The sequence below is a fragment of the Micromonospora sp. BL1 genome (genome assembly GCF_003667485.1).
Classification (GTDB): Bacteria; Actinomycetota; Actinomycetes; order Mycobacteriales; family Micromonosporaceae; genus Micromonospora; species Micromonospora tulbaghiae.
This window is the reverse complement of record NZ_RCVK01000200.1, coordinates 15,951-38,069: the sequence shown is the minus strand read 5'-3', so window position 1 is coordinate 38,069 and position 22,119 is coordinate 15,951. Positions and strand designations below refer to the sequence as shown.

19 protein-coding genes are annotated in these 22,119 nt (G+C 72.6%); 12 read left to right on the top strand and 7 right to left on the bottom strand.

The window, feature by feature from the left end:
• The first annotated feature begins 53 nt into the window (after nt 1-53).
• The 6 genes from EAD96_RS10270 to EAD96_RS10245 all read left to right on the top strand — a co-directional run bounded on the left by EAD96_RS10270 (nt 54) and on the right by EAD96_RS10245 (nt 6,316).
• Nucleotides 54-1,688 carry a BCCT family transporter gene (locus EAD96_RS10270; RefSeq protein ID WP_121684105.1) on the top strand — a complete coding sequence of 545 codons (1,635 nt, stop codon included), beginning with the start codon at nt 54-56 and terminating at the stop codon, nt 1,686-1,688.
• A gap of 44 nt (nt 1,689-1,732) precedes the next feature.
• Nucleotides 1,733-2,707 (top strand): ABC transporter ATP-binding protein, encoded by a 975-nt coding sequence (locus tag EAD96_RS10265; RefSeq protein ID WP_121684104.1) that lies wholly within the window; start codon nt 1,733-1,735, stop codon nt 2,705-2,707.
• Nucleotides 2,704-3,555 (top strand): ABC transporter permease, encoded by an 852-nt coding sequence (locus EAD96_RS10260; RefSeq protein ID WP_120568541.1) that lies wholly within the window; start codon nt 2,704-2,706, stop codon nt 3,553-3,555. Before EAD96_RS10265 ends, EAD96_RS10260 begins: the two co-directional genes overlap by 4 nt.
• Before the next feature lie 10 nt (nt 3,556-3,565).
• Nucleotides 3,566-3,811 carry a helix-turn-helix transcriptional regulator gene (locus EAD96_RS10255; protein ID WP_013287928.1) on the top strand — a complete coding sequence of 82 codons (246 nt, stop codon included), beginning with the start codon at nt 3,566-3,568 and terminating at the stop codon, nt 3,809-3,811.
• A 73-nt stretch (nt 3,812-3,884) separates the two neighbouring features.
• Nucleotides 3,885-5,780, top strand: coding sequence for a DNA primase (dnaG, locus tag EAD96_RS10250; RefSeq protein ID WP_121684103.1), 1,896 nt, complete (start codon nt 3,885-3,887; stop codon nt 5,778-5,780).
• The gene (locus tag EAD96_RS10245; RefSeq protein ID WP_121684102.1) at nt 5,780-6,316 is read left to right on the top strand and encodes a hypothetical protein; all 537 of its coding nucleotides are present in this window, start codon (nt 5,780-5,782) and stop codon (nt 6,314-6,316) included. Before dnaG ends, EAD96_RS10245 begins: the two co-directional genes overlap by 1 nt.
• A 3-nt stretch (nt 6,317-6,319) precedes the next feature.
• Here the strand turns inward: EAD96_RS10245 and EAD96_RS10240 are convergent, their stop codons facing one another.
• Both EAD96_RS10240 and EAD96_RS10235 read right to left on the bottom strand, forming a co-directional pair.
• Nucleotides 6,320-6,694: a type II toxin-antitoxin system VapC family toxin gene (locus tag EAD96_RS10240; RefSeq protein WP_121684101.1), complete on the bottom strand. Its 375-nt coding sequence runs from the start codon at nt 6,692-6,694 to the stop codon at nt 6,320-6,322.
• Nucleotides 6,691-6,945 carry a type II toxin-antitoxin system Phd/YefM family antitoxin gene (locus EAD96_RS10235; protein WP_013287924.1) on the bottom strand — a complete coding sequence of 85 codons (255 nt, stop codon included), beginning with the start codon at nt 6,943-6,945 and terminating at the stop codon, nt 6,691-6,693. Before EAD96_RS10235 ends, EAD96_RS10240 begins: the two co-directional genes overlap by 4 nt.
• A 108-nt stretch (nt 6,946-7,053) precedes the next feature.
• On the opposite strand from EAD96_RS10235, the gene EAD96_RS10230 reads away from it, so the two are divergent.
• A complete protein-coding gene (locus EAD96_RS10230; protein ID WP_013475555.1) occupies nt 7,054-7,593 on the top strand; it encodes a GNAT family N-acetyltransferase in 540 nt (179 codons plus the stop codon).
• 48 nt (nt 7,594-7,641) lie between these two features.
• On the opposite strand, the gene EAD96_RS10225 is transcribed toward EAD96_RS10230, so the two are convergent.
• The 5 genes from EAD96_RS10225 to EAD96_RS10205 form a co-directional block, all read right to left on the bottom strand.
• Complete coding sequence (locus EAD96_RS10225) at nt 7,642-8,610, bottom strand: TAXI family TRAP transporter solute-binding subunit (RefSeq protein ID WP_121684100.1); 969 nt, start codon at nt 8,608-8,610, stop codon at nt 7,642-7,644.
• On the bottom strand, nt 8,607-8,999 hold the full coding sequence (locus EAD96_RS10220) for a roadblock/LC7 domain-containing protein (RefSeq protein WP_013475557.1): 393 nt from the start codon (nt 8,997-8,999) through the stop codon (nt 8,607-8,609). The genes EAD96_RS10225 and EAD96_RS10220 overlap by 4 nt, the downstream gene beginning before the upstream one ends.
• Nucleotides 8,996-11,350 carry a nitrate- and nitrite sensing domain-containing protein gene (locus EAD96_RS10215; RefSeq protein WP_121684099.1) on the bottom strand — a complete coding sequence of 785 codons (2,355 nt, stop codon included), beginning with the start codon at nt 11,348-11,350 and terminating at the stop codon, nt 8,996-8,998. Before EAD96_RS10215 ends, EAD96_RS10220 begins: the two co-directional genes overlap by 4 nt.
• 64 nt (nt 11,351-11,414) lie before the next feature.
• Nucleotides 11,415-12,434: a TAXI family TRAP transporter solute-binding subunit gene (locus EAD96_RS10210; protein ID WP_120568547.1), complete on the bottom strand. Its 1,020-nt coding sequence runs from the start codon at nt 12,432-12,434 to the stop codon at nt 11,415-11,417.
• Nucleotides 12,410-14,716, bottom strand: coding sequence for a TRAP transporter fused permease subunit (locus EAD96_RS10205; RefSeq protein ID WP_121684098.1), 2,307 nt, complete (start codon nt 14,714-14,716; stop codon nt 12,410-12,412). Before EAD96_RS10205 ends, EAD96_RS10210 begins: the two co-directional genes overlap by 25 nt.
• Nucleotides 14,717-15,754: 1,038 nt before the next feature.
• Between EAD96_RS10205 and EAD96_RS10200 the strand changes: the two genes are divergently transcribed.
• The 5 genes from EAD96_RS10200 to EAD96_RS10180 all read left to right on the top strand — a co-directional run bounded on the left by EAD96_RS10200 (nt 15,755) and on the right by EAD96_RS10180 (nt 22,115).
• Entirely contained in the window at nt 15,755-16,837 is a 1,083-nt protein-coding gene (locus EAD96_RS10200) for a YihY/virulence factor BrkB family protein (protein ID WP_120568549.1), read from the top strand.
• Nucleotides 16,838-17,080: 243 nt separating this feature from the next.
• Nucleotides 17,081-18,259, top strand: a complete 1,179-nt coding sequence (locus tag EAD96_RS10195; protein WP_121684097.1) for an ROK family protein — start codon at nt 17,081-17,083, stop codon at nt 18,257-18,259.
• 58 nt (nt 18,260-18,317) lie between these two features.
• Nucleotides 18,318-19,886: a sugar ABC transporter ATP-binding protein gene (locus EAD96_RS10190; RefSeq protein WP_120568551.1), complete on the top strand. Its 1,569-nt coding sequence runs from the start codon at nt 18,318-18,320 to the stop codon at nt 19,884-19,886.
• Nucleotides 19,883-20,971, top strand: a complete 1,089-nt coding sequence (locus EAD96_RS10185; RefSeq protein WP_121684096.1) for an ABC transporter permease — start codon at nt 19,883-19,885, stop codon at nt 20,969-20,971. The genes EAD96_RS10190 and EAD96_RS10185 overlap by 4 nt, the downstream gene beginning before the upstream one ends.
• A gap of 91 nt (nt 20,972-21,062) precedes the next feature.
• The gene (locus tag EAD96_RS10180) at nt 21,063-22,115 is read left to right on the top strand and encodes a substrate-binding domain-containing protein (protein ID WP_121684095.1); all 1,053 of its coding nucleotides are present in this window, start codon (nt 21,063-21,065) and stop codon (nt 22,113-22,115) included.
• Nucleotides 22,116-22,119: the final 4 nt, after the last annotated feature.

Below are 22,119 nucleotides of genomic sequence, written 5' to 3'. Positions count from 1 at the left end.
GTTCCTGCGGCGTTCCGGCCCGGCGGTGCGGCCGGCCCGCCGACGATGGGGGCATGACGGGACAGCCGGGGCAGCGGTCCGCGACCCAGCAGGTCGACCGGGTGGTGCTCGGCGCCGGCGTCGGCGGCGTGCTCGCGGTGGTGCTGTGGGGCGTGTTCGCCCGGGGCTCACTGGCCCGGTTCGGCGAGTCCGGCCTGGCCTGGACCGTGAGCACGTTCGGCTGGTTCTTCGTGGTCGCGGCGGACGCCTTCCTGGTGCTGGCGGTCGTCGTGGCCGCCTCCCGGTTCGGCCGGATCCGGCTGGGCGCCGACGACGACGGGCCGGAGTTCGACACGTTGGCCTGGGTCGCGATGATGTTCAGCGCCGGCATGGGCATCGGCCTGGTGTTCTTCGCCGTCGCCGAACCGATCCAGCACTACGCCACGCCGCCTCCCGCCTCCGGCGTAGCGCCGCAGACCGGCCCCGCCGCCGCCACGGCGATGCAGTACACGCTCTTCCACTGGACGCTGCACCCGTGGGGCATCTACGCGATCGCGGCGCTGGCGCTGGCGTACTCGACGTTCCGCAAGGGGCGGGGCAACCGGATCTCGTCCGCGTTCGCGCCGCTGCTCGGCGACCGGACCGACGGCCCGCTCGGCCGCGCGATCGACCTGCTCGCCGTCTTCGCCACCGTGTTCGGCTCCGCGACCAGTCTCGGGCTGGGCGCGCTCCAGGTGGCGGCCGGCCTCGACCTGGTGGCCGGCGTGCCGGACAGCCGGGCCGTCGAGTTGACGATCATCGGCGCGCTCACGCTCGCGTTCGTCGTGTCCGCCTTCTCCGGCCTGCACCGGGGCGTCAAGTGGCTGTCCACCACGAACGTGCTGATCGCCGTCGTGCTGATGCTGTTCGTGTTCGTGGTCGGCCCGACCGTCTACACGCTGGAGGTGCTGCCGGCCTCGGTCGGTGACTACCTGAGCGGCCTGGTGCGCATGTCGACGCGTACCGGGGCGTTCTCCGACCCGGCGTGGCTGGGCTCGTGGACCATCTTCTACTGGGCGTGGTGGATCTCCTGGGCGCCGTTCGTGGGCACGTTCATCGCCCGCATCTCGCGCGGCCGTACGGTCCGCCAGTTCCTGATCGGGGTGCTGCTGATACCCAGCGGCGCGAGCACCGTCTGGTTCGCGGTGATGGGCGGGAGCGCCCTGCGTACGCAGACCACCGGCACCCGGGATCTGGTGGCGGACGTGGACGCCGGGTCGGAGCAGGCGCTGTTCGGGCTGCTCGACGCGCTGCCGCTGGCCACGCTGACGAGCGTGCTCGCCATGGTGCTGATCGCGCTCTACTTCGTCACCAGCGCGGACTCGGCGTCGCTGGTGCTCGGCTCGCTCAGTTCGCGCGGCGCGCTGCGGCCGCACCGCGGGGTGGTGGTGCTCTGGGGTGTGCTGATCGGTGCGGTCGCGGCGGCGTTGCTGCTGGCCGGCGGTCTGGCCGCGCTGCAACAGGCGACCATCCTGGTCGCGTTGCCGTTCGTCGTGGTGATGCTGGGCCTGGCCGTCGCGGTGCTCCGGGAGATGGCCGCCGATCCGATGCTGCGCGCCGGGCCCCGGCCCCGCCGCTCCGGCCTGGCCGCCGCGGTGAAAGCGGCCCGGTCGTACGAGGAGGAGGAGCCGGCCCCGGTGACGCGCTGGTTCCACCGCCCTCGCCCCTGAGCGGGGGTACCTCCGTTCGTAGTATGGGTGCTACATTTCGAGGCATGACTGCGGTCGAACTCCCGGGGCCCGTCGCGTCCCCCCGACCTCCCGACGAGGATCTCGTCCTCGACGTGCGGGATCTGCGTATGCGCTACGGCGCCGTCGACGTGCTGCACGGCGTCGACCTGACCGCCCGGCGGGGCGAGGTGGTGGCGCTGCTCGGGCCCAACGGCGCGGGCAAGACCACCACCATCGAGATCCTCGAAGGCTTCCGGGTGCCCTCGGCCGGCACGGTCCGGGTGCTCGGCGCCGACCCGGCGCGCGGCGACGAGCGGTGGCGCGCGCGGCTGGGCGTGGTGCTCCAGTCCTGGCGCGACCACGGCAAGTGGCGGGTGCGGGAGCTGCTGGCCCACCTCGGCGACTTCTACGCGCCGTACGCGACCGACCGGATCCCGCGCCCGTGGCCGGTCGACGAGCTGCTGGAGACGGTGGGGCTGACCGCGCACGCCGGCAGCCGGGTGGCCCGGCTCTCCGGTGGTCAGCGCCGCCGGCTCGACGTCGCGGTCGGGATCGTCGGCCGGCCGGAACTGCTGTTCCTGGACGAGCCCACAGTCGGCTTCGACCCGGCCGCCCGGCGCGAGTTCCACGAGCTGGTGCACCGCCTGGCCGACCTGGACGAGACCACGATCGTGCTGACCACGCACGACCTGGCCGAGGCGGAGAAGCTGGCCGACCGCATCCTCATCCTGGCCGGCGGCCGGATCATCGCCGAGGGCTCGCCCGACCAGCTCGCCCGGCGCGTCGCTGGGGACGCCGAGGTGCGCTGGACCCGGGACGGCGAGCGGTACGTGCACGCCACCGCCGACGCCACCGCGTTCCTGCGCGACCTGCTCCGCGAGCACGGCGACCGGGTACGCGAGCTGGAGGTGCGCCGGGCCAGCCTGGAGGACGCGTACCTGGCGCTGGTGCACGAGGAGGAGACCGGCATCCGTACCGGCCGGGCCGAGCGGGTGTGGCAGCAGGAGGCGAACCGATGAACCCGACCACCAACGCCCTGCGGGCCGGGCTGCGGCGCGGCGTGATCGAGCTGCGCGCGACGTTCACCAACGGCCAGGATCTCTGGACCTACTTCTTCCCCACGGTCGTGCTGCTGATCGCCGTGTTCTGGATGCGCGGCTCGACCGTGCCGGGCACCGACTTCTCGCTCGGCGCCCGTACGCTGCCCAGCGCGCTCGGCATGGGCCTGCTCTTCGGTGGTCTGCTCGGGCTGGCCAACCAGCTCGTCATCGACCGGGAGGACGGCACGCTGCTGCGCGCCAAGGCCATTCCGGACGGCATGCTCGGCTACCTGGTCGGCAAGATCGTCCTGGTGTCGGCGGTCGCGCTGATCGGCGTGGTCATCCAGCTCACGCCCGGGCTGTTCTTCCTCGACGGGCTGCGGCTCGGTGACCCCGGCGCCTGGCTCACGCTGGCCTGGGTGGTGCCGCTCGGGCTGGTGGCGACGCTGCCGCTGGGCGCGGTGATCGGCTCGCTGGTGGAGAACCCGCGCAACATGGGCCTGGTGGTGATGCCGATCTTCGGTCTCATCGCGCTGTCCGGCATCTTCTACCCGATCAACGGCCTGCCCGGCTGGCTCCAGGGCGTCGCCCAGGTCTTCCCGCTCTACTGGCTAGGCTTGGGCATGCGTTCGGCGCTGCTCCCGGGCGACCTGGCGGCTGTCGAACTCGGCGGCTCCTGGCGGCACCTGGAGACGGTCGGCGTGCTCGGCGCCTGGGCGGTGCTCGGGCTCGTGCTGGCCCCGGTGGTGCTGCGCCGGATGGCCCGCCGGGAGTCCGGCTCGCGGGTCGCGGCCCGGCGGGAGCGGGCCATGCAGCGGGTCGGATGAGAGGGCGTCGATGAGCGAGACCGTGCACAACCGCATCGCGGTGCTGCGCGCCGAACGGGGCATCTCCCGGCGGCAACTGGCCGACGCGCTCGGTGTGCACTACCAGACCGTCGGTTACCTGGAGCGCGGCGAGTTCCGGCCCAGCCTGCACCTGGCGCTGCGCATCGCCGCGTACTTCGAGGTGCCGGTCGAGGTGGTCTTCTCGATCGAGCCGTTCCCGCGCATCGGCGACCCCGCGGCGGCCCGCTCGGCCTGAGCCGGCGGGGACGGGCGTGGCCGGCCACACGCCCGTCCCCCCGGCCGCCGGAACGTCGGTCCGGCAGGGCAGGATGTACGCCGAGGGGGTGGCGGTCATGGCGGGGCGGATCCGGGACGAGGACATCGCGCTGGTCCGCGAGCGCACCGCCATCGCGGACGTCATCTCCGAGGTGGTGACGCTCAAGTCGGCCGGTGGCGGCAACCTCAAGGGGTTGTGCCCCTTCCACGACGAGAAGAGCCCGTCGTTCAACGTCTCGCCCGCCCGCAACGTGTTCTACTGCTTCGGCTGCGGCGTCGGCGGCGACGCGATCAAGTTCCTGATGGACGCCGAGCACCTCAGCTTCGTCGAGTCGGTCGAGCGGCTGGCGGCCCGCGCCGGCATCCAGTTGCGCTACGTCGAGGACGACCGGTCCGCGCCGCGTACCCGGCCGCAGCAGGGGCAGCGGCAGCGCCTGGTGGCCGCGCACGCCGCCGCCGTCGAGTTCTACCGGGCCCAGCTCACCACCGCCGGCGCCCGCCCGGCCCGCGAGTTCCTCGCCGGGCGCGGCTTCGACCGGGCCGCCGCCGAGCGGTACGGCTGCGGCTTCGCCCCCGACGGGTGGGACCTGCTCACCAAGCACCTGCGCCAGCAGGGCTTCACCCACGACGAGCTGGTCACCGCCGGCCTGTCCCGCCCGGCCCGCTCCGGCTCGCTGATCGACCGGTTCCGCCGTCGCCTGATGTGGCCGATCCGGGACATCACCGGCGACGTGATCGGCTTCGGCGCCCGCAAGCTCTTCGACGACGACGACGGCCCGAAATACCTCAACACCCCCGAGACGCCGCTCTACAAGAAGTCGCACGTGCTCTACGGCATCGACCAGGCCAAGCGGGAGATCGCCAAGCAGGGCAAGGTGGTGGTGGTCGAGGGCTACACCGACGTGATGGCCTGCCACCTCGCCGACGTGCCGACGGCGGTGGCGACCTGCGGCACGGCGTTCGGCGGCGACCACATCTCGGTGCTGCGCCGGGTGCTGTTCGACAGCGACGAGCGGGCCGGCGAGATCATCTTCACCTTTGACGGCGACGCCGCCGGGCAGAAGGCCGCGCTGCGCGCCTTCGAGGACGACCAGCGCTTCGTCGGGCGCACCTTCATCGCGGTCAGCCCCGACAACATGGACCCGTGCGAGCTGCGCCTGGCAAAGGGCGACCTGGCCGTACGCGACCTGGTGGCCCGCCGCGAGCCGCTGGTGGACTTCGCGCTCCGGCACGTGATCAACCGGTTCGACCTGGACACCGTCGACGGCCGGGTCGAGGCGATGCGCCGCGCCGCGCCGCTGGTGGCGAAGATCAAGGACCGGGAGAAGCGCCCGGAGTACGTACGCAAGCTCGCCGGTGACCTCGGCATGGAGATCGAGCCGGTGCAGCGTGCGGTGCTGGCCGCCGCGCACGGGCCGCAGGCCGGTGGCGCGCCCGCCGCACCCGCCCGCTCCGGCCCGGCCGCGCCGGCTGTGGACAGCCCACGCTCCATGGTGGAGCGGGAGGCGCTGAAGCTGGCGCTGCAGGAGCCGGTCCTGGCCGGCCCGATGTTCGACGCGGTCGAGGCGACCGACTACCAGCACCCGGTGCACGTGGCGGTACGCGCCGCCGTGGCCGCCGCCGGCGGCGCGTCCGGCGCGACCGGCGGCGCGGTGTGGATCGAGCGGGTCCGCGACGCCTGCGACGACCTGGCCGGGCAGGCGCTGGTCGGTGAGCTGGCGGTGGAGCCGTTGCGCATCGACGGTGAGCCCGACCCGAGGTACGTCTCGATCACCATGGCCCGGCTCCAGTGGAGTTCGGTCACCGGCCGCATCCGTGACCTGAAGTCGAAGATCCAGCGGATCAACCCGGTGAGCAACAAGGACGAGTACTTCGCCCTGTTCGGGGAACTGCTCTCGCTGGAACAGCACGCACGGGCACTGCGCGAGCAGGCCGCCGGAGGTTTGTGATGGGTCTGTTCAACCGCCGGCCGAAACTGCCGTCGGCCGACCGGCCGCCGCTGGCCACCGACGAGCGTGTTCTCGCCTGGGCCGCGGCCGGCACCGGCGAGGGCGGCAACGACGGCGTGCTGGTCGCCAGCAACCGCGGTCTCTGGCTGCCCGGCCGGGTGGACCGCCTCGGCTGGCACGACATCCTCAAGGCGCTCTGGTCCGGCCGGGAGCTGACTGTCACCCCGGCCGAGCCGGTCGCCGAGCACGACGGCTACCTGGTGGTCGCGGACGGCCTCCCCGAGACCTACCTGCTCGTCGATCCGGGTGACCTGCCGCACCAGGTCCGGGCCCGGGTCACCGGCTCGGTGGCGTACACCTCGCACCACGAGGTGCCCGGCGGCTCCGGGCGGATCGCGGCCCGGCGGGTGTCCGGGGTCGACGGTCTGACCTGGACGGTCCGCTACGACCCGGGGACGCCGGCCGACGACGAGGCGGTGACCGCCGAGACCGCCCGGCTGGTTGCGGCGGCGCGCGCCGCCACCGCCCCCGCCTGAGGTCTACACCTTGAGGACGTCGACCTCGTAGAGCGGGATGGAGGCGTCGCGGGTGGCCAGGGTCAGGTTCTCCGTGATCGCCTGCGCCACCAGCATCCGGTCGAAGGGATCCCGGTGATGCGGCGGCAGGCGGCCTGCGGTGATGGCGTGGTCGTGGGTCACCGGCAGTTCACGGAACCCCATGTCCCGCACCCGTTCCGCGAGGTCGGGAGGACCGGAGAGCTTTCCCGCAAGCTGCTTGATGGTGATCTCCCAGAGGCTGACCGGGGAGAGGAAGACATCGGGGTCGTGGCGTAGCCGGTCGAGGAACTCGACGCCGAGGGTGGCGTCGCCGGTGATGGCCCAGAGTGCGACGTGGGTGTCCAGCAGCAGGGTCATGCGCCGATCCCGAAGTCGGCGGCGATCTCGGCGTTGGTCTGTGGCGAGTCCCAGTCACCGGAGAGGTCCACCTGCCCGGCGAGGGAGCCGACCGCCGTGCGGTTGGCGCGGCGCACGAGCGGCACGACCTTCGCCACGGGGGTGCCCGCCCGGTCGATGATGATCTCTTCGCCGCGTTCCACCCGCTCGATGATGCGCGACAGGTGGGTCTTGGCGTCATGCATGTTGTAGTGCACAGCCTCAGCCGACATGGCGCGACCTCCTGGGTTAGCTAAGTCTTTAGTTTAGGCATGTGGGGCGCCCGGCGGCGGCCGGATAATCCGGTCGAGTGGCTGCGGACCGGCTGTTAGCGTCGCGGCATGTTCGCCACCGACCGGGTCCGTCTGCGTACGCCCACCCCCGACGACGCGCCGGACATGTTCCGGCTGCACAGCGACCCGGAGCTGCACCTGGTCACCGACGACGAGCCGTTCCTGCCGCACCACGTCGGGCAGGTCCGGGCCCGGCTGGAGAAGCGTGCCGCCGAGCAGCCGGAGGCCGCCGCTCCGGTGTCGCTGCTGGCCGAGACCGTCGCCGACGGCACGTTCCTCGGCACCGGCGTGCTCTGGGGCATCAACGCCTTCAACGGGTACGCCCACCTCGGCATCACGCTGCTGCCGGAGGCGCGCGGCCAGGGCTACGGCACCGAGGTGATCCGGCTGCTCTGCCGGTACGGGTTCCGCAACCGCAACCTGCGCCGGCTGGAGATCGAGACGCTCGCCGGCAACACGGCCATGCGGCGCACCGCCGAGAGGTGCGGGTTCGTCCACGAGGGCACCCAGCGGGACCGCGAGTACGACGGCGACGGCTTCACCGACCTGGTGATCTACGGCCTGCTGCGGCGCGACTGGACGCCGTAGCGGGCGCGGCGCCGCCCCGGCTCGGGCCGAGGCGGCACAATCCCGCGCTCAGCCGGTGCGGTAGAACCGCTGCGCGCCCGGGTGCAGCGGGATCGGCCGGGTCGCCGCGGCGCTGGACCGGTTGAAGTTCGCCGCCTCCGGGTGCACCTGGATCAGCTCGCCCTGCCAGGTGAACAGCACCCGGGTCAGGTCGTACGCGAGCTGCTCGGGCATGTCCGCCGCCACCAGGATCACGTTCGCCACGGTGATCGTCGGCGTCGGCGCGGGCGTGCCGTAGACCTCCTTCGGCAGCGTCGCCGTGGTGTAGACCGCGCCGAAGCGGGCGCTCAACGGCTCGATCAGCTCGTCGAGCGGCAGCAGCCGGAACGTGCCGGGCGCGGAGGAGAGCAGGTCCTTGACGCCCGGTGTGGGCAGACCGCCGGAGAAGAACATGGCGTCCAGCCCCTTGGCACGCATCCGCTTGACCGTCTCCGGCAGCGACAGGTTGAACCGCTGGATGTCCCGGTTCGGGTCGATGCCACCGGCGGTGAGCAGACGCCCGGCGATGATGTCGGTGCCGGACTTCGGCGAACCGGTGGAGATGCGCTTGCCGCGCAGGTCGGCGAAGCTGCCGATCTTGCTGTCGGCACGGACGATCACGTGCGTGTAGTTGCTGTAGACCCGGGCCAGCGCCCGCACCGGCTGCGGCTGCTTGTCGAACGCCCCGCGCCCGTCGACCGCGTCCGCGGCCGTGTCGGCCAGGCTGAACGCGATCTCCATGTCGCCGCTCGCCACCCGGGTGATGTTCTCCACCGACGCGCCGGTCGGCTCCGCCCGCGCCTCGTACCCGGGCAGGTGGCGGGTGATCAGGTCGGCGTACCCGCCACCGAGCTGGTAGTAGACACCGGTGGTGTTGCCGGTGGCCAGGAAGATCCGCCCGCCGTGCCACACCTCAGGGGTGGAGTCCTCGGCCGCGCAGCCGGCCACCAGCACCGCCGTCATCAGCGCGGCCAGCAGCCGCAGCGGGCGGCCGGTCACCGTCGGACCGCCGGTTCCAGCGCCTCCGCCACCCGCTGCACCAGCGTCGCCGTCTCGTAGCCGATCTGGCCCAGGTCGCAGCCGGGCGCGGCGAGCACGCCGAGCAGCGCCCGCTCACCCACCGCCATCACCAGCATCACCCCGCCGTCCATGTCGACGATCTGCTGGCGTACCCGGCCGGCCGACATCAGCCGGGCCGCGCCCACGGTCAGGCTCGCCAGCCCGCTGATCACCGCCGCGAGCTGGTCGACCTGGTCGGGGGCGAGGTCCGGCGAGGACGCCAGCCGCAACCCGTCCTCGGAGACCGCGAGCGCGTGCGAGACGTCCGGCACCTGCTCGGCGAAGTTCGCCAGCAGCCAGTCCAGGCCGGCGGAGGACGGTGAGGTCATGCTCTTCTCCCGTTGGGTGTGGTGGTGTTCGGGGCACGGCGGGTCGCGCTGGCCACCCCCTCGGCGAGGGCGGACAGCCGGGCACGTACCACTTCGGGGTCCAGCAGGTCGATGGCCGGCGGCGGCGCGGTGGCGTCCGGCATCGGCTCGGGCAGGTGGCCGCCCACCTGCCGCCGGGGCAGCCCGGCGGCGGTGGTCGGGACGGGCGTCGGCGGCACACTCACCGGCCGGATCCGCGCCGTGCTCGGCGCCAGCAACGCGCCTCCGGGCGTGCGGACGGCGGCGACGCCGCGCACCGGGCCGACGGTCGTGGCGCTGGTGACGAGGCTGCGGCCGCCGGCCGCCGGCCGTCCGGCGGGCCCGGACTTGAACCAGGCCGCCGCGCGCGGTCGCCGCTCCGCGGCCGGCCGCGACGCCACCGACTCGACCCGGGTCAGCACCGATTCCGGTACGTCGACCTGCGCCACAGTGCCGGTGCCCGGGTTGTGCAACTGCACCCGGATCCCGTGCCGGGCGGCCAGGTGGGCCACCACGTGCAGGCCCATGCTGCCCGCCGCGGCGCTGGACAGCATGGCCGGCGCGGCCAGCCGCTCGTTGATCTCGGCCAGCCGGCTCTCGCTGACGCCGATGCCCTGGTCGTGGACGCGCAGCATCAGCCCGTCGACGGTGCGCCGGCCGTCGACGAGCACCCGGGCCTCGGGTGGCGAGTAGACGGTCGCGTTCTCCAGCAGCTCCGCCAGCAGGTGCACCAGATTGCCGGCCGCCGTGCCGTGCACCGCCGCGGTCGGCACGTCGATCTCCACCCGCGGGTAGTCCTCGATCTCGGAGGCCGCCGCCCGGACCACGTCGTCCAGCAGCAACGCGCCCTCGTGCCCGCGGCCGGGCTCACCACCGGCCAGCACCAGCAGGTTCTCGCCGTTGCGGCGCAACCGGGCGGCGAGGTGGTCCAGCGCGAACAGACGGGCCAGCGCGTCCGGGTCGGTCTCCTCGCGCTCGAAGTCGTCGAGCAGCCGTAGCTGCCGGGTGATGAGCGTACGGATGCGCCGGGCCAGCGCCTCCGCCATCCGGGTCACGTCCAGCCGCAACTCGGCCTGCTGCCCGGCCAGCCGCAACGCGGCCCGGTTCACCGTGTCGAACGCCTCCGCGACCTGCGCCACCTCGTCCCGGCCCCGGCGGATCCCGTCGGTTATCCGGGTCGCCGGGCCCTCCGCCGGGGTCCGCTCGCCCGCCGCGATCGCGGTGATCCGCTCCGGCAGTTCCCGGTTGGCCATGGTGAGCGCGGCCACCCGCAGCCGGCGCAACCGGCGGCTGGTGCGGACCGCCAGCAGCACGGCGGTGACGAGCGAGCCGAGCGCGACTGTGCTCGTCGCCCCGGCGGTGAGCACCGCACGCAGCCGGGCCGCCCCGGCCAGGTCAGCCGCGTCCCGGTCCAGCCCGTCGGACAGGTCCCGGCCGAGCAGGTTGTACCGGCGGATCGCGCCGCTCTGCGCCACGTACCAGGCGTCACCGTCGGTCTTCACCGTGCCCGGCGCGCCGTCGGAGTCGAGCACGGCGTCACGTATCCGGCGGGCAGTGTTCACGTCGGTGCCGTCGACCAGCCGGTACCAGGCCCTGTTCGCCGGTGCGGAGGCGATCCGCAGGAACTCGGCCTGCCGCTGCTCCCGGGCACCCCGCAGCCGGCCCAGCCGGGCCAGTTCGCCGCTCTGCAGTCCACCCCGGACGAACACCGCCCGCAGCAGGTCGCGCTCCAGCGCGGACAGGTGCTCCTGGGCGGCCACCGCGGCCACCTCGCGCGCCTGGTTGGCCAGCTCGGCGTCGCGGAGCTGGCTCGGCAGCGCGTCCGCGACCGCGAGCAGCGACTCCACCAGCGACACGTACGCCGGGTCGCCGCGCTCACCGGCCAGCGCCAGGTCCCGGGTCGGCGAGAGCTGCTCCAGGCGCCCCCGCGCGTCGTCCAGCACCCCGGCCAGATTCGGGGCGGCCCTACGCGCGTCACCCTGCGCCGAGCGGTAGCGGTCCACCGCCGTGTCCACCCGGCGGCGCTGCGCGTCCACGAGCGGGCGGCCGGACGTACCGCCGCGCTGGCGCAACGCGGCCGTCTCGCCCAGTTCGCGCTCCAGCTCGTGCACCAGCCGTACGGTCGCGGTGGCGGTGCCGGCCAGCACGCGGGCCCGGTCGGCGTCGGCGGACGCGTCGAGCGCGGCGTCGGTCTGCGCCGCCCCCAGCACGACCAGGCCGGCGGTGGCCACCAGGATCGGCGCCAGCAGTTGGACGCGGACCGAGCGGAGGCGTCCGGTGCGGTCCGCGGAGCGGTGATGCCGGCGTACGCGGGCCGGGTGGGGCAGCGGCACGGGGGTCTCCGGGTCGGGTCGGTGGGCCGGGCCCGGACGCGCGTCCGGGCCCGGCCCGTTCGGGTCAGCTCGCGCCGAGGTCGCTCAGCGCCCGCTCCGCGCCCCGGTGCAGCGGCACCGGATCGGTCTTGCGGGCGTTGCCCAGCTCGATGCCCTTCGCCGCCGGGTTCGCCTGGGCCAGGGCATCCTTGGAGTCGAAGACCGTCCGGGTGATCGCGCAGGCCACGTCGGCGTCGAGGTTGTCCCGCACCAGCAGCACGTTCGGCACCACGATGGTGGGCACGTCGGCCGGGGTCCGGTAGACGTCCTTGCCGATGGTGCCCGCCTGGTACGCCGGGTTCAGCTCGGCCATCTTCGGCAGCAGCGGGCTGATGTCGACGAACTTCACCTTGTCGCCGGACGTGGTGAACAGGTCGGTGACCCCGCCGGTCGGCACGCCGCCGGACCAGAAGAAGCCGTCGATGCTGCCGTCCTTCATGCCGTCGACGGTCTTGGTGAGGTCCAGCCGCTGCGCCTGGATGTCCTTGGCCGGGTCCAGCCCGGCGGCGGTGAGCAGCCGGTTGGCGATGACCTCGGTACCGGACTTGGGCGAGCCGGTGGAGATCTTCTTGCCCTTCATGTCGGCCACCGACGTGATCCCCGCGTCGGCGCGGACCACCACCTGCGTGTAGTTGTCGTAGATCCGGGCCAGCGCCTTGACTGGCTGCGGCGCGGTGAAGCTCCCCTTGCCCTGCACCGCGTTGACAGCGGTGTCGAACAGCGAGAACGCCACGTCGTACTGGCCGGCGACGAGCTGCTCAACGTTCTGCACCGAGGCGCCGGTCTCGGCGGCCGTCCCGGTGAGCTTCCCGTCGGTGGTCTTGCTCAGCTCACCGGCGAGCGCGTTGCCGACCACGTAGTAGACGCCCGTGGCGTTGCCGGTGGCGATGCCGACCCGGGTGTCCTTGGTGACCTTGCAGCTGACCTCGCGGGCGGCGTCGTCCTTCGCCGCGCCGTCCTGACGGCCCCCGCAGCCGGCGGCACCGGCGGCGACCAGGACGAGTGCCCCGACACCCGCCACTATCCTCGCGTCGATCCGTCCCACTCTCTCTCCTCCCCAAGGTCCACGGATTCTTCGACCGCCGGGCGGCCGGCGTGCCCGGCGGCGCCACGTCGGACGTACACGCCCGCGACCGCGAGCGCGGCGAGCGCCGCGCCGATCGCCATGGGCAGCGGTTCCAGCCAGAGCAGCACCAGCCCGGCGATCGCGCCGACGATCCGCTCCGGCACGCCGGCCGGGCCCACACCGGGCAGCCAGCCGCCGGCCGCGACCGCCAGCACCGCCACGCCCAGCGCCGACACCAGGGCGGCCGTGACGATCCGCCCGGGCCCGCCGATGCCGAGCAGCCCGAGACCGGTCGGCGTGATCACGAAGGCCAGCGGGATCAGGTACGCCGGCAGCGCGTACCGCAGGGTCTGCCACATGGTCGGCACCAGCCGGCCGCCGGTGACCGCGGCGGCGGCGACCGCGGCCAGCGCGGTCGGCGGCGAGACCTCGGACAGCACCGCGAAGTAGAAGACGAACATGGCCGCGGCGGGCGCCTCGACGCCCAGGTTGAGCAGCGCCGGGCCGATGATCACCCAGCCGATGACGAACGAGGCGGTGACCGGAACCGCGAGACCCAGCAGGCTCAGCGCGACGGCGGCGAGCACCGCGGTCAGCGCCAGCACCACGGCCGGCTCCGAGCTGACCGCCTGCGCGCCGTCGATCAGCAGCGCGGCGGCCTGCGGCCCGAGACCGGTCTTCGTGGTGGTGGCGGTGATGATGCCGGCCGCGGCGCAGACGGCGCTCACCGCGAGCACCCCGCGTACGCCGTCGCGCAGCGCGGCCACCAGCCGGGCCGGCGTGAGGCGGTGCCGGCGGTCCAGGAAGGACAGCACGGCCGCGATCGCGGTGGCGACGACCACCGCGCGCATCGCCGACGCGCCGAGCGCCAGCACCACGATGATCACGAAGAGCGAGAGGAAGTGGTAGCCGAAGCGGGCCAGCAGCCGCCACGCCGAGCCGGTGTCGATGACCACCGGCCGCACGCCGGAGCGCCGGGCGTCGATCTCGACGGAGAGCAGGATGCCCAGGTAGTAGAGGATCGTCGGCACCGTGGCCCAGCCGAGCACCTGGAGGTACGACACGCCCAGGTACTCGGCGATGATGAACGCGGCGGCGCCGAGCGTCGGCGGCGACAGGATCGCCCCCACACCCGCGGCGGCGAGCATGCCGCCCGCCCGTTCGGCCGGGTAGCCGGCGCGGCGCAGGATCGGCCAGGTCACCGCGCCGATGCTGACGGTGGTGGCGGCGCCGGAGCCGGAGACGGTGCCGAGCAGGAAACCCGAGGCGACGGCGGTGCGCCCGGCGGCCGTGCGGGAGCGGCGGAACGCGGCGGCGGACAACTCCACGAAGAACCGGCCCGCGCCGGACAGGTCGAGCACGGCGCCGTAGATCGTGAACAGCACGATGTACGAGGCGGCCACGTCCAGCGGGGTGCCGTAGAAGCCGCTGTCGGAGTTGTAGAACGCGTCGACGAGCTGCCCGAAGTCGAGTCCCGCGTGCGCCACCGGCCAGGCCTGTGGCAGCAGCCCGCCGTAGTAGCCGTACCCCAGGAACAGCACGCAGACCGCCGGCAGGATCCATCCGGTGGTACGCCGGCAGGCCTCCAGCAGCAGGAGCAGCAGCCCGGTGCCGAACGCCACGTCCAGCGGATCCAGCAGGCCCTGCCGGTCGAGGAAGGCGTCGTACCCGCCGCCACCGGCGCCGATGGTGACCGGCAGCACCGGGTAGAGGCAGACCACGAGCGCCGCGAGGGCCAGCAGCCAGTCCACCGGCGTGGGCCCGCGCCGGTTGTCCGCGTCGGCCCCGGCGCGCCGCAGCCGCACCCCCGAGGGGTACGCGAGGAACACCACCGGCAGTACGCCGGCCAGGAAGAAGATCAGGTAGTACTTGCTGCCCTGAGCCAGCGGGAAGAACACCTGCCAGAGCGTCAGCAGCCCGACCGCGACGGTGATGCCGGTGAAGAGAACACCGACCGGTCCGGCGAGCACCCGCCCCGGCTTCTCCTCCTCGAACCGGGCGGCCAGTTCGCGGGCGTCCTGGTGGGCCTGTTCCGGGGTCGGCTCCCTGTGACTCTCGGTCTCGCCCGGGGCGTGGGTCTCGCTGTCGTCCAGGGTCCGGGCCTCGCCCCGGGTGCGTTGCTCGGCCGGAGTGCGGCGTTCGTCTGCCGGGTGGTGGTCGGCTCGGCTGTGGTGGAGCGTCTCGCCCGGCCCGTCGTCGGCCCACTCGGGTCCGCCGACGCTTCCCTCGTCCGGCGGCAGCGACACCACCTCGGCGTCCACGTCGGACCCCGGTCGTCCGCCGGACGGCGGCCGGGGTTTGGGGGGAGTCGCGTCGGAGGGGCGAACGGGCGGCACGAGGGGGCACGATACGCGAATAGCGCGCAGGTTGGGAACATTGCCGATCGTGATTGCAATGAGTGACGGAATGGAGGTTCGCTCACTCGTGTCACATATTTCTTGAAACTGTTTCGCGATGTCGGGAGGCGGTCTCGCTCGGCTCTCTCGCGATATCGCTTACAACGATGAAGATGGGCGCGCCCGGGATGCTTGTCGTCACGCAACGTGTCCACTGAGGCGGGTGTGTATTCCGCGGCGGCTCGCGCGCGCGACGCTCGTCGCACCGGCTCGCGCCGGGTTGCGCGCGCTCGTACCGCCACGCTCGTCCCGGGCGGGAAATGTCCGGGCAGCGTGTCCGCCGTCTCGCATTTCCATGGTCGACGTTACTTCGCCGAGGTGGTGGCATCGGGGCGCGCCCGCGTCGCCACTTCGGCGCGCCGCCTATTGGCACGCCTCGCTCGCGCGCCTGCCCCCTGGGCCGTCGGTGGTCGATTACTTGATGAGTGGAACACCATGGGTGCCTCCGGCCCTGTTTGACACCCATGGAGTTCCACTCGTCGTGACGGTCGTCGAGATGTCGGCGATCGGCGGTCGCGGCGAACGACGGCTCGTCGAGTGCTCGGGCGGGAGTGCGGTGGTGCGCCGAGGGAAGGGTTGCCCCGCCTCCTTTGCTCTGCATCCATCGGCGCATCTGGTTACGGAGCGTGTCCGTCGCGCGAGTGGCTGCAGAGCAGAGGCGGCGAGGGGTGGAAGGTGCCGACGGAGAGGCGGGCGGCAGGGCGCGGGCAGTGGAGCGCGGGCAGCGGCGACACCGGTGAGTGCGGGCGGAAGGCGGCGGCAGGGCACGGCCGGGAATGTGAGAGCCGAGAAGTGGGCGGGAACCGGCCGGCGGCGGCCGAGTGGTCGGTTTGCGGGTGCGGTGGTTATCGCTGCCCTCGTCAGGGCATGTCGTGCGGGACGACATGACGACGAGGAGGTGCCATGGCCGCCCGCGACGACGCCCACGACGTCCACGACGACACCCGCGACGACGCCCCCGCTGCGCGCGACGACGTCCCCGCTGGGCAGGACCGGCCCGGCGGGCGGAAGCGCACCGGGCCGGTGGGGCCGGACGACGGGCCGGACAGCCCGGCCGACCTGTCGGCCACCGGCTGGATGGCGACCCTCAAGCGGACCGTCCGGGAGTTCCAGGACGACAGCCTCACCGACTGGGCCGCGGCGCTCACCTACTACGGGGTGCTCTCCATCTTCCCGGGCGTACTGGTGCTGATCTCGGTCCTCGGCCTGCTCGGCGACCGGGCCACCGAGGGGGTACGGGACACCGTCGGGCAGGCGGTGCCGGAGGAGAACATCCGCCGCATCATCGAGAGCGCGATCGACCAGGCCGGCCAGTCCGGCGGGCTGGCGAGCATCGCGGCGATCATCGGTCTGGTGGCGGCGTTCTGGTCGGCCTCCGGCTACGTCGCCGCGTTCATGCGCGCCTCGAACAGCATCTACGACGTGCCGGAGGGACGGCCGATCTGGAAGACGCTGCCGGTACGCCTCGGCGTGACTGCGGTGATCGGCGTGATGCTGCTGATCAGCGCCGTGATCGTGGTGTTCACCGGTGGGCTGGCCGAGCAGGCGGGAAACGCGATCGGGCTCGGCGAGACCGCCGTGACCGTGTGGAACATCGCCAAGTGGCCGGTGCTGCTGGTGCTGGTGAGCTTGATGTTCGCGATCCTCTACTGGGCCTCGCCGAACGCCCGGCACGGCGGTTTCCGCTGGGTCAGCCCCGGTGGCGTGCTCGCGGTGGTGCTCTGGCTGGTGGTGTCCGGCCTGTTCGCGCTCTACGTCAGCAACTTCGGCTCGTACAACAAGACGTACGGCGCGGTGGCCGGCGTGATCATCTTCCTGGTGTGGCTGTGGCTGAGCAACGTCGCCATCCTGCTGGGCGCGGAGTTCGACGCCGAGTTGGAGCGCAGCCGCGCCATCGCCGCCGGGCACCCGGCCGACGAGGAGCCCTACGTCGAGCTGCGCGACGACCGCAAGCTGCGCAAGAAGGGCCGCGCGCCCTCCCGCTGACCCGGGAGAGCGTCCGATCCCGAGAACGCATCCGACCCGAGAACGCGCCGCCCCGCCCGGAAGAACCCCGGGCAGGGCGGCGCGTTTTCATGATCCGAAACTCGCTTTTGTTCGTATGGACAAAAGTTTGCATCAGACGTGCCGAAGCTATGGACATGCGGCCCGGAAGGCTCCTACTGTGTCGGACACAACACACATCGCCGCCGTCGATGTGACGGACTTCCGATGCGGAGGTGACTGCCGGTGCGGACGGTCGACCCCCTGCACGTACGGCTTCTGCGGCTGCTCCGGGACGAGGGCGCGGTGTCCCGCGCCGAACTCGGCGACCGGCTCCAGATGCCCCGCCCGCGCCTGCTCGCCGAGCTGGAACGCCTCGTCTCCCTCGGGTACGTCGCCGAGGCCGGGCTCGCCGCCTCCCGTGGCGGCCGGCGTTCCACACTCGTCGAGCTGAGCCCGCACCTGCGGTTCGCCGCCGTCGACCTGGGCGCCAGCTCGATCGACGTGGAGGTGGTCAACGGCCGGCTGGAGACGGTGGCCGCCTACACCGAGGTCGCCGACATCCGCTCCGGCCCGAAGGTGACGCTCCAGCGGGTGAACGAGCTGCTGCACAAGGCCGAGGTGGACGGCGCGTACGAGCGGCTCGACGCGGTGGGCATCGGCGTTCCGGGGCCGGTGAGCTTCCGCGACGGCGTGCCGGTCTCCCCGCCGATTATGCCGGGGTGGGACCGGTTCCCGGTCCGCGAGCTGCTCACCCGCGAGCACGGCTGCCCGGCCGTGGTCGACAACGACGTCAACATCATGGCGATCGGGGAGCGGCACGGCGGCGTGGCCCACTCCGTCGACGACTTCCTCTTCATCAAGATCGGCACCGGCATCGGCTGCGGCATCTACCTGCACGGCGAGGTCTACCGGGGCACCGACGGCTGCGCCGGGGACATCGGCCACATCCAGGTCGACCCGAACGGTCCGATGTGCAGCTGCGGCAACGTCGGCTGCCTGGAGGCCGTGTTCAGCGGCGCCGCGCTGGCCCGGGAGGCGACAGTCGCGGCCCGCACCGAGGTGTCCCCGGCACTGGCCGAGCGGCTGGCCGCCCGGGGTGTGGTGACCGCGCTGGACGTGGCGCAGGGGGCGATCGAGGGGGACGTCACCTGCATCCAGCTCATCCGCGACGGCGGCCGGCGGGTCGGCAGCGTGCTGGCCGGGCTGGTCAGCTTCACCAACCCGTCGATGATCGTCATCGGCGGCGGGCTCGCCCAGCTCGGCCACATCCTGCTCGCCGAGATCCGCAGCGTGGTCTACCGCCGCTCGCTGCCGCTGGCCACCGGCAACCTGCCGGTCGTCCTGTCCGAGCTGGGCCCGCGCGCCGGCGTCGCCGGCGCCGCCGTGCTGGCGAGTGACCTCGCGTTCGGGGAGGCAGCGTGAGCGCGAGGAGTGAGCCGGTCCTGCGAGCCCCGCAGTCGCGAACGAAGGGCGGTGCAGCGTGAGCGAGATCGGAGAACCACTGGTCGAGGCGCCCGCCGACGCCGTCGCGGGCGAGGTGGTCCTGCGCCTCACCGACGTGGTCAAGACGTTCCCGGGGGTACGCGCGCTCGACGGCGTGCAACTGGAGGTGCGGGCCGGCGAGGTGCACTGCCTGCTGGGGCAGAACGGCGCCGGCAAGTCCACGCTCATCAAGGTGCTGGCCGGGGTGCACCGGCCGGACTCCGGCGAGGTCGTCTGGCGCGGCGAGGCGGCGTCGTTCGCCGATCCACAGGCCGCCATGCGCGCCGGCATCGCCACCATCTACCAGGAACTCGACCTGGTCGACGACCTGTCGGTGGCGGAGAACGCGTTCCTGGGTCACGAGCCGCGCCGGTTCGGCTTCGTCCGGCGCGGGCACATGGCCCGGCGTACGCGGCAGATCCTGGCCCGGCTCGGCCACCCGGAGATCCCGCCGGGACGGCTGGTGCGGCACCTGCCCGCGGCGGGCAAGCAGATCGTCAGCATGGCCCGGGCGCTGTCCCACGAGGCCCGGCTGATCATCATGGACGAGCCGAGCGCGGTGCTGGCCCACGACGAGGTGGCGAACCTGTTCCGGATCATCCGGGAACTCACCGCGCAGGGCATCGCGGTCATCTACATCTCGCACCGGCTGGAGGAGATCCGCGAGATCGGCGACCGGGTCACCGTACTCAAGGACGGCCGGACCACGGCGGCGAGCCTGCCGGCCCGCGAGACACCGACCCGCGACCTGGTCGCTCGGATGACCGGGCGGACCATCGAGTACGTCTTCCCGCAGCGCCCGGCCGACCACGGGGGTGGCGCGGAACTGCTGCGGGTGGAGGGGCTGACCCGGCACGGCGAGTTCGCCGACGTCTCGCTCGGGGTCCGGGCGGGGGAGATCGTCGGCATCGCCGGGCTGGTCGGTTCCGGCCGCTCGGAGCTGCTGGAGACCATCTTCGGCGCGCGCCGGGCGCACGCCGGGACGGTCCGGGTGGACGGCCGTGCGTTGCGGCCCGGCAGTGTGGGCGCGGCGGTACGGGCCGGGATGGGCATGGCGCCGGAGGAGCGCAAGAGCCAGGCGCTGCTGCTGGGCGAGCCGATCTACCGCAACGTCACGCTCGCCACGTTCAGCCGGTACGCCCGCCTCGGCTTCACAGACGCCGGACGCGAACGCGCCGAGGCGGACCGGATCGCCGCGTCGCTGGAGCTGCGGCCCCGGGACGTACGGCGGCCGGTGCGCACGCTGTCCGGCGGCAACCAGCAGAAGGTGGTGGTCGGACGGTGGCTGCTCGGGGACACCCGGCTGCTGCTGCTCGACGAGCCGACCCGGGGCGTGGACGTGGGCGCCCGCGCCGAGCTGTACCAGGTGATCCGCGATCTGGCCGCCCGTGGCGTCGGGGTGCTGCTGGTCTCCAGCGAGGTGCCCGAGGTGCTGGGCCTGGCCGACCGGGTGCTGGTGATGCGGGAGGGCCGGGTGGTCCGCGAGGCCCCGGCCGGCGAACTGGACGAGAACACCGTGCTCGACCTCGTCATGGCGGGGTCCCTCATGGAAGGCGCACCGGCATGAGCGATGTCAGAGAATCCTCGCTGCCCGCGCAGTCGCCGCCGGTGGAGCGGGCGCAGACCGCCAAGGTCGGCGCGCCGGCGAAGCTCTCCTGGTGGCGCGGCGACGGCGGGGAGGGCGTCAAGCGCAACCTCGGCCTGCTCGCCACGCTGGTCGTGCTCGTGGTCATCGGCATCCTGACCCGCCCCGACCTCTACGGTGACCCGAACTGGGTGTGGGGCAACACGCTCACCATCCTCAAGCTCGCCTCGGTGGTCGGTGTGGTCACCGTCGGCATGACCTTCGTGATCATCGGCGGTGGCATCGACCTGTCGGTCGGCGCGATCGTCGCGCTCGCCGGGGTCTGGTGCACCACTGTCGCCACGCAGAGCTACGGCGCGGGCGGCATGATCTTCACGGCGCTCACCGTCGGGCTCGCCGTCGGCGTGGTGAACGGGCTGCTCGTCTCGTACGGGCGGCTGGTGCCGTTCATCGCCACGCTCGCCATGCTCGTCGCCGCCCGAGGGTTGGCGGCGGAGATCTCCGACAAGCAGACCCAGGTGTCGGGCAACACGTTCATCAACGGCATCGCCAGCACGAACGTGCTCGGCATCCCGCTGCTGGTCTACATCCTGGTGGCGGTGGTGGCGGCCGGCTGGGTGCTGTTGAACCGGACCACGTTCGGCCGCCGTACGGTGGCGGTCGGCGGCAATCCGGAGGCGGCCCGGCTGGCCGGCATCAACGTCCGCCGGCACACCGTGATGCTCTACGCGCTGTCCGGTCTGTGCTGCGGCATCGCCGCGGTCATGCTGACCGCGCAGGCCACCTCCGCGCAGGCGGCGATGGCCAACCTCTACGAGCTGGACGCGATCGCCGCCGCGATCATCGGGGGCACGCTGCTCAGCGGCGGGCGGGGAACGATCATCGGTTCCCTGCTCGGGGTGATCATCTTCTCCACCATCACCAACCTGTTCGCCATCAACAACCTGTCCGCCGAGGCCCAGAACATGGTCAAGGGCGGCATCATCGTCGCCGCCGTCCTGGTCCAGCAGGTGCAGTTCGGCAGCCTCACCCAGTTCCTCGCCCGCAACCGGGCCACCACCACCTGACCCCACGCGCACATCCCGGCCGCCGTCGTACCGACTGCGGTCCGGCCCGCCACACCCGAAACCACCCCACCACCTCATCCCAGGAGGCGTCATGAGAACACCGCGCCATGACCTGTCCCGCCGCCGGCTGCTCTTCGGCGGGGCCGCCGTCTCCGCCGGGGTGCTGCTCGCCGGCTGCACCAGCAACGAGCAGAACCCGACCGAGGCGCAGACCAAGGCGGCCGGTTCCGGCGCCAACACCGAGACGGGCAAGAAGGTGAGCATCGGCTTCTCCGCTCCCGCCGCCGACCACGGCTGGATCGCCGCCATCACCAACAACGCCAAGGCGCAGGCCGGGGCGTACCAGGACGTGGAGCTGAAGTCGGTCGAGGCCGGCGCGGACGCGGCGGCCCAGCGGGCGGCGCTGTCCACGCTGATCTCGCAGAAGCCCGACGTGATCGTGCTGCTGCCGCACGACGGCAAGGAACTCAACGCGTTCGGCCTGGAGGCGATGAAGGCCGGCATCCCGGTGGTCAACCTGGACCGGGCCTTCCCGGACGCGCGCGCCTACCGGCTGCAGATCAAGGGCGACAACTACGGCATGGGGGTGGCCGCCGCCACCTACATCGCCGAGCAGCTCAAGGCCAAGGGCGTGAGCAACCCGGTGATCGGCGAGATCCCCGGCATCGAGTCGCTGGAGCTGACCCAGGAACGGTCCAAGGGGTTCGCCGACACGCTCGCCTCGTACGGGTTCAAGGTCGCCAACCGGCGGCCGGCGGAGTTCACTGTCGACTCCGGGCAGCAGGCCGCCACGGGTCTGTTCCAGGCGCTGCCGAAGATCGACGCGGTCTGGAACCACGACGACGACCAGGGCATCGGCGTGCTGGCGGCGGTCAACCAGGCCAACCGCAAGGAATTCATCATGGTCGGCGGCGCCGGCTCCAAGAAGGCCATGGAGGACATCGCCGCCGACAACACCGTCCTCAAGGCCACAGTCACCTACAGCCCTTCGATGGCTTCCTCGGCCATCTCCCTGGCCCGCCTGATCGGCCAGGGCAAGGGCATGTCCGACCTGGTCGAACTCCAGGTACCGAAGGAGATCGTGCTCGCCTCCGAGACGATCACCAAGGAGAACGCGAGCGACTACCTGAAGCTCGGGTTCTGACACA